At 62.3% G+C, this 12,150-nt stretch carries 14 protein-coding genes; 3 read left to right on the top strand and 11 right to left on the bottom strand.

What is annotated here, in order from left to right; translation table 11 throughout:
* The first annotated feature begins 402 nt into the window (after positions 1-402).
* A complete protein-coding gene (locus AC1RS8_RS23380) occupies positions 403-570 on the top strand; it encodes a hypothetical protein (protein WP_167362873.1) in 168 nt (55 codons plus the stop codon).
* A 62-nt stretch (positions 571-632) separates the two neighbouring features.
* On the opposite strand, the gene dmpG is transcribed toward AC1RS8_RS23380, so the two are convergent.
* From dmpG to AC1RS8_RS23360, 4 genes are read right to left on the bottom strand one after another with little or no spacing between them, the layout of a single operon-like run.
* On the bottom strand, positions 633-1,667 hold the full coding sequence (gene dmpG, locus AC1RS8_RS23375) for a 4-hydroxy-2-oxovalerate aldolase (RefSeq protein WP_057714051.1): 1,035 nt from the start codon (positions 1,665-1,667) through the stop codon (positions 633-635).
* A 13-nt stretch (positions 1,668-1,680) separates the two neighbouring features.
* The gene (locus AC1RS8_RS23370) at positions 1,681-2,589 is read right to left on the bottom strand and encodes an acetaldehyde dehydrogenase (acetylating) (protein WP_090456759.1); all 909 of its coding nucleotides are present in this window, start codon (positions 2,587-2,589) and stop codon (positions 1,681-1,683) included.
* A gap of 18 nt (positions 2,590-2,607) precedes the next feature.
* Complete coding sequence (locus tag AC1RS8_RS23365) at positions 2,608-3,399, bottom strand: fumarylacetoacetate hydrolase family protein (protein ID WP_057714049.1); 792 nt, start codon at positions 3,397-3,399, stop codon at positions 2,608-2,610.
* Positions 3,396-4,223, bottom strand: coding sequence for an alpha/beta fold hydrolase (locus AC1RS8_RS23360; RefSeq protein WP_407515705.1), 828 nt, complete (start codon positions 4,221-4,223; stop codon positions 3,396-3,398). The genes AC1RS8_RS23365 and AC1RS8_RS23360 overlap by 4 nt, the downstream gene beginning before the upstream one ends.
* Positions 4,224-4,497: 274 nt before the next feature.
* On the opposite strand from AC1RS8_RS23360, the gene AC1RS8_RS23355 reads away from it, so the two are divergent.
* The gene (locus tag AC1RS8_RS23355) at positions 4,498-5,274 is read left to right on the top strand and encodes an SDR family oxidoreductase (protein WP_489338916.1); all 777 of its coding nucleotides are present in this window, start codon (positions 4,498-4,500) and stop codon (positions 5,272-5,274) included.
* A 13-nt stretch (positions 5,275-5,287) separates the two neighbouring features.
* Entirely contained in the window at positions 5,288-5,782 is a 495-nt protein-coding gene (locus AC1RS8_RS23350; RefSeq protein WP_489338917.1) for an SRPBCC family protein, read from the top strand.
* A gap of 591 nt (positions 5,783-6,373) precedes the next feature.
* On the opposite strand, the gene AC1RS8_RS23345 is transcribed toward AC1RS8_RS23350, so the two are convergent.
* From AC1RS8_RS23345 to AC1RS8_RS23315, 7 genes are read right to left on the bottom strand one after another with little or no spacing between them, the layout of a single operon-like run.
* Complete coding sequence (locus AC1RS8_RS23345; protein ID WP_223503410.1) at positions 6,374-6,808, bottom strand: nuclear transport factor 2 family protein; 435 nt, start codon at positions 6,806-6,808, stop codon at positions 6,374-6,376.
* A complete protein-coding gene (locus tag AC1RS8_RS23340; RefSeq protein WP_489338918.1) occupies positions 6,805-7,194 on the bottom strand; it encodes a nuclear transport factor 2 family protein in 390 nt (129 codons plus the stop codon). The genes AC1RS8_RS23345 and AC1RS8_RS23340 overlap by 4 nt, the downstream gene beginning before the upstream one ends.
* Positions 7,195-8,397, bottom strand: a complete 1,203-nt coding sequence (locus AC1RS8_RS23335) for an acetyl-CoA C-acyltransferase (RefSeq protein WP_489338919.1) — start codon at positions 8,395-8,397, stop codon at positions 7,195-7,197.
* A gap of 31 nt (positions 8,398-8,428) precedes the next feature.
* Positions 8,429-8,887, bottom strand: coding sequence for a MaoC family dehydratase (locus tag AC1RS8_RS23330; RefSeq protein ID WP_154861410.1), 459 nt, complete (start codon positions 8,885-8,887; stop codon positions 8,429-8,431).
* 2 nt (positions 8,888-8,889) lie between these two features.
* Positions 8,890-9,672, bottom strand: a complete 783-nt coding sequence (locus tag AC1RS8_RS23325) for an SDR family oxidoreductase (protein ID WP_489338920.1) — start codon at positions 9,670-9,672, stop codon at positions 8,890-8,892.
* A gap of 13 nt (positions 9,673-9,685) precedes the next feature.
* Positions 9,686-10,879 (bottom strand): acyl-CoA dehydrogenase family protein, encoded by a 1,194-nt coding sequence (locus AC1RS8_RS23320; protein WP_489338921.1) that lies wholly within the window; start codon positions 10,877-10,879, stop codon positions 9,686-9,688.
* Positions 10,876-12,048 (bottom strand): acyl-CoA dehydrogenase family protein, encoded by a 1,173-nt coding sequence (locus tag AC1RS8_RS23315; protein WP_489338922.1) that lies wholly within the window; start codon positions 12,046-12,048, stop codon positions 10,876-10,878. The genes AC1RS8_RS23320 and AC1RS8_RS23315 overlap by 4 nt, the downstream gene beginning before the upstream one ends.
* Positions 12,049-12,150 lie beyond the last annotated feature (102 nt).

Below are 12,150 nucleotides of genomic sequence, written 5' to 3'. Positions count from 1 at the left end.
AGCCATGGAGCAAAAAGCGGCATAAACACCGTAACCGGTGTCCGGGATTACTTGACCAGTTCAGCTTGCTCGCGATGAGGCCGGCACATCCAACACCCGTGTCGCCTGACACACCACCATCGCGAGCAAGCTCGCTCCCACAGGGGATCACGGCCAGGCACAGATCCCGGGAACGCCCAATAAACCTGTGGGAGCGAGCTTGCTCGCGATGAGGCCGGCACATCCAACACCCATGTCGCCTGATAGGCCGCCATCGCGAGCAAGCTCGCTCCCACAGGGGATCAAACACCCACAAGGGAAGGGGCAGCTTCAAATTGGTTGGCTAGTCCATTCGGACGAGGCGACTCGCGCGCTGCAGCCATAACCTGTCTCTACAACAATAAAACCGTGTCGAGACTCATCATGCGCAAAACGACTTGTGCTCTGTTCATCATCCTCTGTGCGGGTGCTTCCACCAGTCTGTGCCAGCTGTTCAAGAACGAAGCCTACCGACCGACCACGGCTTACTTCAGCTGTTCGAGCTCGGCCATCAACTGCTACCCGCCTGTGGTGCGCAATCTGCTGCCTTGAGCACGGTTTCCACCGGCCATAAAAAAACCACCGGATCGGTGGTTTTTTCGTTGCCGCATTAATCAGGTCGGCAGTACACCCCTGGCCCGCGACAGGGTCAGCGCCAGGTCTTCGATCATGTCTTCCTGACCTCCCACGGTTCCGCGTCGGCCCAGCTCCACCAGCAGTTCGCGAGCAGCGATGCCGTACTTCTGCTCGGCACGCTTGGCGAACAACAGGAACGAACTGTAGACCCCGGCGTAACCGAGTGTCAGTGCGTCCCGGTCGAGGCGGATCGGCTGGTCCATCATCGGCACCACCAGGTCTTCGGCCACGTCCATGATCTTGTACAGGTCGACGCCGCTGTTGACGCCCATGCGCTCCAGCACCGCGACGAACACTTCCAGCGGCGTATTGCCCGCTCCCGCGCCAAGACCCGCGACCGAACCGTCGATCCGTGCAGCACCGGCCTCGATGGCAGCCAGGGAGTTGGCGATGGCCATGCCCATGTTGTGGTGGCCGTGGAAACCGACTTCGGTCCCGGCGTTCAGTCCCGCACGCAGGGCCCCGATCTTTTGCGTCACTTCATCGGGCAGCATGTAGCCGGCCGAGTCAGTGCAATAGATGCAATTGGCGCCGTAGCTTTCCATCAACCGCGCCTGCTCCAGCAGTTTTTCCGGGCTGACCATGTGCGCCATCATCAGGAAGCCAACGGTGTCCAGGCCCATCTTCGCCGACATGCCGATGTGCTGGCCGGACACGTCCGCCTCGGTGCAGTGGGTCGCCACACGAATGGTCGACACGCCGTGTTCGTGGGCCATCTTCAGGTGGTCGAGGGTACCGATCCCCGGCAACAACAGGGCCGAAACCTTGGCCTGTTTCATCTTCGGAATCACCGCAGAGAAGTATTCCTCGTCGCTGTGGGCCGGGAAACCGTAGTTCAGCGAAGCACCGCCCAGACCATCGCCGTGGGTGATTTCGATCAGCGGCACACCGGCCGCATCGAGACCGGTGGCCACCGAGACCATTTGTTCGATACTGATCTGGTGCTGTTTGGCGTGCATGCCGTCGCGCAGGCTCATGTCATGCAGACGGACGCTCTTACCTTGCAAATTCATAGCGATTCTCCACTCAACGGGCAGGCAATTGCAGGGTGCCCTTGTGGGCTTCTTCGGCGAACATCTCGGCCGTGCGCAAACCGGCGGCGGTCATGATGTCGAGGTTGCCGGCGGACTTGGGCAGAAAATCGCCGAGGCCTTCGACCTCGATGAAAATCGACACCTTGCGCCCGTCGAACACCGGCCCGTTGATCAGCTTGTAGCCGGGCACATAGCGCTGCACTTCACGGACCATCTCCAGCACCGAGGTGCGGATTGCATCCTGGTTCGGCTCGTCATCGGTCAGGCAGTGGATGGTGTCGCGCATCATCAGCGGCGGCTCGGCCGGATTGATCACGATGATTGCCTTGCCGCGTCGGGCGCCGCCGATCTTCTCCACCGCACCGGCGGTGGTGCGGGTGAACTCGTCGATGTTCTGCCGCGTGCCCGGGCCCACCGAACCGGAGGACACCGTCGCGACGATTTCGCCGTAGCTCACCGGCTGCACCCGCGACACCGCCGCCACCATCGGGATGGTCGCCTGGCCACCGCAGGTGACCATGTTGACGTTCATCGCCAGGCTCGACGCGTGCTCTTTGAGGTTGACCGGCGGCACGCAGTACGGACCGATGGCCGCCGGCGTGAGGTCGATCATGATCACCCCGAGCTCGTTGAGCTTGCGGCTGTTTTCCGCGTGTACGTAAGCCGAGGTGGCATCGAAGGCAATGCGAATGTCATCGTCGAGGACGTGAGGCAGCAAGCCATCGACACCGCCGGCGGTGGTTTTGATGCCCATTTCCCGGGCACGTTTCAGGCCTTCGGATTCAGGGTCGACACCAACCATCCACACCGGCTCGATCCATTGCGATCGGCACATTTTCATCAGCAGATCGGTGCCGATGTTGCCCGGGCCGATAATGGCCGCTCTGAGTTTTTTGCTCATGGGGTCAAACTCCAAAAGTCAGGCGCAGAAAGACACCCGGGCACTGCCCAGGCCATCAATGGTCAGTTCAAAACGGTCGCCGGCACGGGCCGGTTCCAGCGGTACCAGCGAGCCGGACAGGATGATTTCCCCGGCCTTGAACGGAATGCCGAAGGCGCCCAGGGTATTGGCCAGCCAGGCCACCGCCGTCAACGGGTTGCCCTGCACCGCCGAACCCAGGCCTTCACTCAGGGGCTCTGCGTTTTTGAACACACGCATGCGCAAATTCGGCAGGTCCAGTTCGCGCGGATCCACCTTGCTGTCGCCCAACACAAACACTCCGCAAGAAGCGTTGTCTGCGACTGTGTCCTGGATGCGGATGCGCCAGTCGTGAATCCGTGAGTCGACGATCTCGAAACACGGCATCACGTATTCGGTGGCGGCCAGCACGTCGGCTTCGGTGATGCCGGGGCCGACCAGGTCATGCTTGAGCTTGAAGGCGATCTCGCCCTCGGCACGGGGCTGGATCAGTTTGTTGGCGGACAGGGAAATTTGCGCATCGTCATCGAACGACATCTGCCGCGTGATGAAGCCGAAATCCGGCTGATGCACGTTAAGCATTTGCTGCACCGCCGCCGAGGTCACGCCGATTTTCTTGCCGACGATCTGGTCACCGGCTGCCACCCGACGCTCAATGGCGTACAGGGAAATGTGATAGGCGTCTTCGATGCTGATCGACGGCCAGCGCTCGGTCAGCGGCGCCAGGGTGGAGCCGCTGAGCAGCGCCTGATAAAGCTCTTCGCCGAACTCACGGCGCAATTGCACGCTCATCCACGGGCCTCCTGAAAAAACGCCAGGCACTGGCGGTTGAAAAAGTCACGGTGCTCGACCTGGACCCAATGCCCGCACTCGCTGAGCATCACGAAACGTATTTGGGTGCAGTGTTCAAGCATGGTCTGGGCACCGGAGGACGGGCAGAACTTGTCGTTCATGCCCCAGAAACCGAGGATCGGGCACTGCAATTCACCCAGGCGCGACGTCATGTTCGGCACCTGCATGGTCGACAGCACGCACACCGGTTGCTGCTTAACCACGGCGACGCGCTCGTTCACCGTTTCGTCGCTGATCAGGGTTTCGTCGAACAGTTGCAGGGCCAGCAGGCGACGCATGCCCGCCGCATCGTTCAGCTCACCCTTGGCGAAAGCCGCGCCCATTTTCTGGATGCCTTCCATCTGCAGGTAATACTGTTCTTTTTCCATCAGGCCACCGGGCGCCATCAGCACCAGACGGCTGATACGCTGCGGTTGGTCGAGGGCCAGTTTGATCGCGATCGCGCCGCCCAGGGAGTTGCCGACCAGCACGCAACGCTGGATGTCGAGGGCATCGAGCAAACCGCTGAGGGCGGCGACAAAAAAATCCAGGGTGTAGAGGGTGTCCGGCTTGTCTGAAGCGCCGTAGCCGGGCAAATCCGGGACGATCACCCGGTAACCGGCTTCGGCGAACACCGGGTAGTTCTGCTTGAAGTTGCTGTGACCGCTGGCACCCGGTCCGCTGCCATGGATGAAAATCACCGGTTCGCCGTTACCGGTGTCTTTGTAGTGCAGCTGCAAACCATCCGGCAGCGTAACGAAGTGCCCTTGCGCTGAAGCGCCCATAAGGTGTCCTCCCGGCCTGTTGTTGTAGCCGGATTATTCCGACGGGTCGGGCCATCAACATCGTCCGACAGGACTACCTACTACCTGTAGGAGCGAGCCTGCTCGCGATGGTCGTCAACGATGACGCTGGATACCTGACACCCCGCGGTGTTCTCAGGTCCATCGCGAGCAGGCTCGCTCCTACAGACAATCTCTAGTCCCTTTGGACGTTGGCCTGCCGGGGTTGCAGACCTAGCATCGGTTACATTCCCGAGCGACAGAACGAGACACCCCCATGCTTGATCCAATGGACTTTCGCGGCAAAGTGGTACTGGTCACCGGAGGTGGCAAAGGTGTGGGTCGCGGCATCAGCCAGCGCTTTCTGGACTGTGGCGCCGAGGTGGTGATTTGCGGTCGCGAAGCACCACAAACCTTGCCGTCCAGCGCCGGGCGCGAGGCGCTGTTCGTGGCCTGCGACCTGCGGGATGTCGAGCAGTCCGGGCGCTTGATTACGCAGATCGTCGAGCGCTTCGGCCGCCTCGATGTGCTGGTCAACAACGCCGGCGGTTCGCCGAATGCCGACGCCGCCACAGCTTCGCCACGCTTCAGCGAGGCAATCATCCGCCTGAACCTGATTGCGCCACTGAACCTGTGCCAGCAGGCCAACCAGGTGATGCAGGCCCAGGCCGACGGTGGCGCAATCATCAACATCTGCAGCGTCAGCGCCACCCGCCCTTCCCCCGGCACCGCCGCTTATGGCGCGGCCAAAGCCGGCTTGCTCAACCTGACGACCTCGCTGGCGGTGGAATGGGCGCCCAAGGTGCGGGTCAACGCCGTGACCGCCGGGCTGATTCTCACCGAGCAGGCGGCCATGCATTATGGTGACGATGCGGGCATTGCCAGGGTGGCGGCGACCATTCCGTTGCAACGCCTGGCGACCCCGGAGGACATTGGCGACACCTGCCTGTACTTGGCATCGACATTGGCCCGTTACGTCAGCGGCACGGACATCGCGGTGCATGGCGCGGGCGAACGCCCGGCATTTCTCGATGCGGCTCAATCCCATCCATAAGAGGACTTTCGACATGCCCGTAGCCAGCCACAGCGTTGTGCTGAACCTCACGCGACAAGCCGCCTGGACCAAACTGCGCGACCTGAGCCTTGCCCCGCACTATGTACCAGGCCTGACCGGTTGCCAGTTTCATCCAGGCGCAACGGAAGGTATCGGCGCCAGTCGCCGGGTGTTGCGCAAGGGCGGTCAGTATCTGGATGAAAGCGTGGTGCAGTGGCAGGAAGGCACGGGGTTCGTGCTGCGGTTGCACAAGGGCGGCAATGAGTCGCCCTTTCCGTTTCGCGAAGCGAGTTTCAGTTATGCCTTGCAAGCCGAAGGCAACGCGACCCGCATCACTCTGCAAATGAGTTACAGCCTGCGCGGTGGCAAGCTGTTTGAAGGGTTGCTGGCCAAGGCCTTCAACAAGGTCGTTCGGCAGATTGCCGAGAACCTCAAGGCCTACTACGAAACCGGCCGAACGCAGAATCCGGATATGGCTGTCAGCACATCCAATATCAATGCTGCCTGACACACCGCCATCGCGAGCAAGCCCGCTCCCACAGGGGATTGGGGGGTGCTCGCAATGCCGGTGTCACCACAAAAACTGTGGGAGCGAGCCTGCTCGCGATGAGGTCGGCACATCCACCATCAATGCTGCCTGACATGCCGCTATCGCGGGCAAGCCCGCTCCCACAGGGGATTAAGGTGTACTCGCAATACCGGCGTCAACACAAAAACTGTGGGAGTGAGCTTGCTCGCGATGAGGTCGGCACATTCAACATTGATGTTGCCTGACATGCCGCCTTCGCGAGCAAGCCCGCTCCCACAGGGGATTGAGGTGTACTCGCAATGCCGGCGTCACCACAAACATTGTGGGAGCGAGCTTGCTCGCGATGAGGTCGGCACATTCAACATTGATGTTGCCTGACATGCCGCCATCGCGTTCAAGCTCGCTCCCACAGGGGATTGAGGTGTACTCGCAATGCCGGCGTCACCACAAAAACTGTGGGAGCGAGCTTGCTCGCGATGAGGTCGGCACATCCACCATCAATGCTGCCTGACATGCCGTCATCGCGAGCAAGCTCGTGCCTACAGGAGCCACCTCTGGAGTGAGCAACCTTCAGGAACGCGCCACTTCCGAGTGAGCGGTAAAGCGGGTGGCGACGATCTTCCATTGGCCGGCGATACGCTGATAACGGTCCTGATAGAACCCACCCAACTGCCGCGTCGCCCCGCTCTCACCATCCAGGTTGAAATACCACAGGGCCCAACGGCCCTGGGCTTCATCTTCGCTTAGCACATCGATTTCCGGGTTGGCGCCGTGATGCAGGTCGATCACCCGCTCATGGCAGGCCAGTTCGCGGTACAGCGCGACAAAACTGTTGCGCTCACGAAAGATCCCCAGCGGGCCGTAATCGATCAGCACTTCACCTTCGGCAAAGCAGTCGGCAATCACCTCGACCTGCTTGAGATCGCAGGCGTTGAGGTAGCGATGCTTGAGCTGGCGGATGTCCTCCAGCGCTTCCAGGCGGGCGATACGCTGTTCCAGGTTCATGCGGCACCTCGCGCGATTACGTTAACTTCACTCCAGTAGGCTTTCATCGAGCGGACTTTGCCGTCGGTATCGAATTCCATCACGTCGATCACATGCAGCGAGCACGGTTGCCCGCCCCACACCATGTCGACCCGGAACGGCATCGCGCCGCAACCGTTGAGCGTCGCGCGCACCGGGCCGGTCCGGGTTGCGGAGACTTTCATCGCCCCCAGCCCTTCACGGTAAAAGCGCGCGATAGCGTCGATGCCCTGCAACGGCGCCTGGCCGACCGGGTCTTCAACGATGGCGTTTTTGGCATAGAGCGCGAGGATGCCGTCGATGTCGCCGGCATCCACCAACTCCACGTAACGCGCCATTGTCGTCTGGATATGTTGTGCGCTGATCATTCAGACCACCTCGAATAGAGCAGCAGCGCCCATGCCGCCACCGATGCACATGCTCACCACCACGTAACGCAAGCCGCGACGCTGGCCTTCGACCAATGCGTGGCCGACCATCCGCGCCCCGGACATGCCGAACGGATGGCCGATGGCGATCGCCCCGCCGTTGACGTTCAGGCGCTCGGCCGGAATGCCCAGGGTGTCACGGCAATACAGCACCTGGCAGGCGAACGCTTCGTTCAACTCCCACAGGCCGATGTGGTCCATGGTCAGGCCATGACGCTTGAGCAGTTTCGGAATCGCGTAGATCGGGCCGATGCCCATCTCGTCGGAATTGCAGCCGGCGACGGCCATGCCGCGATAGATCCCCAGCGGTTCCAGGCCACGTTTCTCGGCCATTTTTGCGCTCATCAGTACCGAAGCCGATGCGCCGTCGGACAACTGCGAGGCGTTGCCGGCGGTGATGAAACGACCCTTGTCGCTCCACTGACCGCCCGGCCACACTGGCTCCAGCGCCTTCAGGCTCTGGAGAGTGGTGTCGATACGGTTGCACTCATCGCGCAGCAAGGTGACGGTTTCATAACTGGTTTCGCCGGTGGCCTTGTCGAACAGTGCCTTGCGGCTGATCAGCGGCGCGAGCTCCCGGTCGAAGCGTCCGGCGCTCTGGGCCTGTGCGGTACGCAGCTGGCTCTGGTAGCTGTATTCGTCCTGCTCGTCGCGGGAGATGCCGTAGCGCGCGGAGACGATCTCGGCGGTTTCGATCATCGGGATATAGGCGTGCGGGTCCAGCTCGATCACCGAACCCGACTGATTGCGATACAGGTTCTTGTGCTTGTTCTGCACCAGGGAAATCGACTCCAGGCCACCGGCCACGGCGATGTCGATTTCGTCGCACATGATGCCTTTGGCGGCCATGGCGATACTCATCAGGCCCGACGAGCACTGGCGCTCGACAGCCATCCCGGCAACCGATGCCGGCAAGCCGCCGGCAATCGCGCACAGACGCCCCAGGTTATAGGACTGGGTGCCCTGCTGTGCGGCGGCGCCAATGATCACGTCGTCCACTTCACCGGGCTCGATGCCGGCGCGGCGCACGGCTTCACGCACCACGTGGCCGCCCAGTTGCGGGGCTTCGGTGTCATTGAAGGCACCGCGAAAGGCTTTGCCGATCGGAGTACGGGCGGTCGAAACGATGACGGCTTCTTTCATGTTCAGTTCCTCGAAATTTCTGCTGACAGGCTTAGGCGGGGTAATAACGGCTGATGGTGTCGACCACACAGCCGGGGCGCTCCTCGCCGTCGATTTCGACGCTGACGCGGATGGTCGCCTGTACGCCGCCCTTCACTTCCTCGACCGCGATCAGTTGCGCACTGCCGCGCACCCGCGAGCCGACACGCACCACCGAGGGGAAGCGCACCCGCTCACAGCCGTAATTGACGCCCATGGCCAGGCCACGGACTTCGACGATCTGCGGCAGGAACAGATTGACCAGCGACAGGCTCAGGTAGCCATGGGCAATGCAGGCGCCAAACGGGCCGCTGGCGGCCTTGAGCGGATCGACGTGAATCCACTGATGATCGCCAGTGGCGTCGGCGAACCGGTCGATGCGGTCCTGTTCCAGCAACAGCCAGTCGCTGGCGCCGAGTGATTCGCCCACGGCGTCGAACAGAGCCATCGGCGTGTCGAAAATACGTGGCATGGTCACGCCCTCTGGCTGGACACCGACAACACTTCGCCGGTCATGTAGGAGCTGTAGTCGCTGGCCAGGAACATCATCACGTTGGCCACTTCCCAGACTTCGGCGGCGCGGCCGAACGCTTCGTTGGCGGCCAGTTGATCGAGCACTGCCTGGGGCGCGGATTTGCGCAGGAAATCATGCAGGGCAATGCTCGGGCTGACCGCGTTGATGCGGATGCCGTAGTCAGCCGCCTCGACCGCTGCGCAGCGGGTCAGCGCCATCACGCCAGCCTTGGCGGCGGCGTAGTGCGCCTGTTCTTTCTGCGCGCGCCAGCCCAGCACCGAGGCGTTGTTGACGATCACTCCGGCACGGCGCTCCATCATTTTCGGCAGCATGGCGCGGGTCATGCGCATGGTGCCGGTGAGCGTCACGTCGATGACCCGATTCCACTCTTCATCGGCCATGTCCACCAGCAACCGCGAGCCGCCAAGCCCGGCGTTGTTGATCAACACATCGACGCCTTGCAGGTCACGCTCGGCGCAGACGATCAGCTGCTGTACCTGGGCTTCGTCGGCAACGTTGCAGACCTGGCCGAACACGTGTTGCAGCCCGGTGGTTTCGCGGATTTTCAGCACCGCTTCGGCCAACCGGCCTTCATGGATATCGCTGATCATCAGCGCACGGCAGCCTTCTTCGGCGGCACGCACGGCGGCGGAAAAACCGATCCCGGCGCCTGCGGCGGCGGTGATCAGCACCGACTTGCCGCGCAGCAGGCCGCGACCTTCAACATATTGAGGTACAGACATGAACTCTCTCCTTTCAGGCGCGCGGACGCGGCTCTTTGGGCATGCCCAAGGCACGCTCGGCGATGATGTTGCGCTGGATTTCGTTGCTGCCGCCGTAGAGGGTGTCGGCGCGGCTGAACAGGTAAAGCGACTGCAAACGTGTCAACCGGTAAGGCGCGGCTTCGAGCAATTCCGCCTCGGCGCCGAGGACGTCCATCGCCAACTTGCCGAGGCTGGCGTGCCAGGTCGACCAGAACAGCTTGTAGATGGTCGCCTCTTTGCGCAGCGAACCGTCCTGGCTACCCGAGAGCATGCGCAGCGAGTTGTAGCGCATGATCCGCAACCCGCTCCAGGCTTCGGCCAGGCGCTGACGCAGGATCGGATCGCGGTCGGCGCCATTGGACTTGGCGATGGCGATGATTTCGTTGAGTTCGTTCTGGAACTGCATCTGCTGGCCGAGGGTCGACACACCCCGCTCGAAGCCCAGCAGCGCCATGGCGATCTTCCAGCCTTCGCCCGGCGCGCCAATGATATTGGTGGCGTCGGTGCGGGCATCGTCGAAGAACACTTCGTTGAATTCCGAGGTGCCGGTGAGTTGCTCGATGGGTCGCACGGTTATTTCTGTCTGGGCCATGGGCACCAGCAGGAACGACAGACCGCGATGGCCGACACTGCCCGGTTCGGTGCGGGCGATGACAAAGCACCAGTCCGATTCGTGGGCCAGGGAGGTCCAGACTTTCTGGCCATTGATGATCCAACTGCCGGTGGCTTCGTCCAGCGTTGCGCGGGTCTTGACGTTGGCCAGGTCGGAACCGGCGCCCGGCTCTGAATAGCCCTGGCACCAGAACGACGTACCGCTGACGATCCCCGGCAAAAAACGCTGTTGCTGTTCGACCGTGCCGAATGCGGCGATGGTCGGCCCGGCCAGCCCTTCGCCGATATGCCCCATGCGGCCGGGGCCGCCGGCGCGGGCGTACTCTTCGTTGAAGATCACCTGCTGGGTGATCGACAGGCCGCGCCCGCCATGCTCCGGCGCCCAGCCGACGCAGGTCCAGCCGCCTTCGGCAAGCTTGCGCTCCCAGGCTTTGCGCTCTTCGGGAAACATATGCTCATCGCCTGGACCACCGCGAAAACGCAGGGCTTCGAACTCGCCGCAGAGGTTGGCGCTCATCCAGTCGGCGACTTCCCGACGGAAGCGTTCGTCCTGCTCGCTGAAACTGATTTTCATGGCTGCTCTCCCAGAATCACCGAAGCAATGCGCTCGCGATGCCAGGCCGGTAGCCCGAGGAAGCTCTCGCTGGCGCGGGCGCGCTTGAAGTAGAGGTGCGGGTCGTATTCCCAGGTGAAACCGACGCCGCCGTGTAGCTGGATCGATTCGGACGCGCAGGAGAAGTAGGTCTCGGAGCACTGTGCCTTGGCCAGCGCCGCCGCCAACGGCAGTTCGGCCGCGACCTGCGGATCACCCTGGGGATCGAGGACTTCCTGGGCCACGCACGCGGCGTAATAACTGGCCGAACGCGCGCATTCGACTTGCAGCATCATGTCGGCGGCGCGGTGTTTGAGGGCCTGGAAACTGGCAATCGGGCGACCGAACTGCTGGCGCTCCTGCATGTAGGCCACGCTGAGGTCGAGCACCTGCTGCGCGCCGCCGGTCTGCTCGGCGGCCAGGCCGATGCAGGCCAGTTGCAGGACTCGCTCAAGGTACGACCAGCCGTTCCCGAACTCACCCAGCAGGCAGTCGGCTTCAAGGTACAGGCCCTTGAGCTGGATCCGCGCCTGGCGCCGGGTCTGGTCCATGGTCGGCAGCATTTGCCGTTCGATGCCTGCGCATACGGCGTTCACGGCAAACAGGCTGATGCCCATTTCGCCAGTGGTTCCGGGTTGCCGTGCGGCAATGATCAACAGGTCAGCGCCATGGCCATCGAGCACATGCTTGAGGGTGCCGTCGAGGACGTACCCGTCGCCTTCGGCCACCACCGTTGCCTGGACATCGTCGGCGGACCAGCCATTGGCACTGCTGAACGCCAAGGTCGCGGTCACGCTGCCATCGGCAATCGACGGCAACCAACGCTGCTTCTGTTGATCATTGGCCGCCAGTAACAGCGCAGGGGTGGCCATGCAGGCGGTGGCGAAAAATGGCGAGCACAGCAAACGCCGGCCCATCTGTTCGAGCAGGATCGTCAGCTCGACAAAGCCGAGGCCCAGGCCGCCATAGGTTTCGGGGATATGAATGGCCGGCCAGTACATTTCCTGGCACAGACGCTGCCAGAGGGCTTCGTCGAAACCCCGTTCACTGACCATTGCCGCGCGCACGGCGGCAGAATCCGAGACATCGGCGAGGAAACCCTCGGCCGATGCGCGGATCATTTCCTGTTCGTCGCTGAATGCAAACTCCATCGCGGCGCCTTCTGCTCGTTTGGCGGGGCGCGCGTGGCGCAACACCCCTTTGAGCATGAAGTTTGGCGCCGCCCGGACGCGGCAGAATCGTTAGCCTTGCCT

It is taken from the genome of Pseudomonas sp. GW821-FHT12A04, from assembly GCF_058807755.1.
This window is presented reverse-complemented; position numbering and strand designations above follow the sequence as displayed.

Coding starts and splice junctions, on each gene's coding strand:
- AC1RS8_RS23340 (WP_489338918.1), bottom strand. CDS start 7,194: ATGATCAGCGCACAACATATCCAGACGACAATGGCGCGTTACGTGGAG.
- AC1RS8_RS23335 (WP_489338919.1), bottom strand. CDS start 8,397: ATGAAAGAAGCCGTCATCGTTTCGACCGCCCGTACTCCGATCGGCAAA.
- dmpG (WP_057714051.1), bottom strand. CDS start 1,667: ATGAATTTGCAAGGTAAGAGCGTCCGTCTGCATGACATGAGCCTGCGC.
- AC1RS8_RS23370 (WP_090456759.1), bottom strand. CDS start 2,589: ATGAGCAAAAAACTCAGAGCGGCCATTATCGGCCCGGGCAACATCGGC.
- AC1RS8_RS23345 (WP_223503410.1), bottom strand. CDS start 6,808: ATGAACCTGGAACAGCGTATCGCCCGCCTGGAAGCGCTGGAGGACATC.
- AC1RS8_RS23330 (WP_154861410.1), bottom strand. CDS start 8,887: ATGCCACGTATTTTCGACACGCCGATGGCTCTGTTCGACGCCGTGGGC.
- AC1RS8_RS23360 (WP_407515705.1), bottom strand. CDS start 4,223: ATGGGCGCTTCAGCGCAAGGGCACTTCGTTACGCTGCCGGATGGTTTG.
- AC1RS8_RS23320 (WP_489338921.1), bottom strand. CDS start 10,879: ATGAAAATCAGTTTCAGCGAGCAGGACGAACGCTTCCGTCGGGAAGTC.
- AC1RS8_RS23315 (WP_489338922.1), bottom strand. CDS start 12,048: ATGGAGTTTGCATTCAGCGACGAACAGGAAATGATCCGCGCATCGGCC.
- AC1RS8_RS23365 (WP_057714049.1), bottom strand. CDS start 3,399: ATGAGCGTGCAATTGCGCCGTGAGTTCGGCGAAGAGCTTTATCAGGCG.
- AC1RS8_RS23325 (WP_489338920.1), bottom strand. CDS start 9,672: ATGTCTGTACCTCAATATGTTGAAGGTCGCGGCCTGCTGCGCGGCAAG.
- AC1RS8_RS23380 (WP_167362873.1), top strand. CDS start 403: ATGCGCAAAACGACTTGTGCTCTGTTCATCATCCTCTGTGCGGGTGCT.
- AC1RS8_RS23355 (WP_489338916.1), top strand. CDS start 4,498: ATGCTTGATCCAATGGACTTTCGCGGCAAAGTGGTACTGGTCACCGGA.
- AC1RS8_RS23350 (WP_489338917.1), top strand. CDS start 5,288: ATGCCCGTAGCCAGCCACAGCGTTGTGCTGAACCTCACGCGACAAGCC.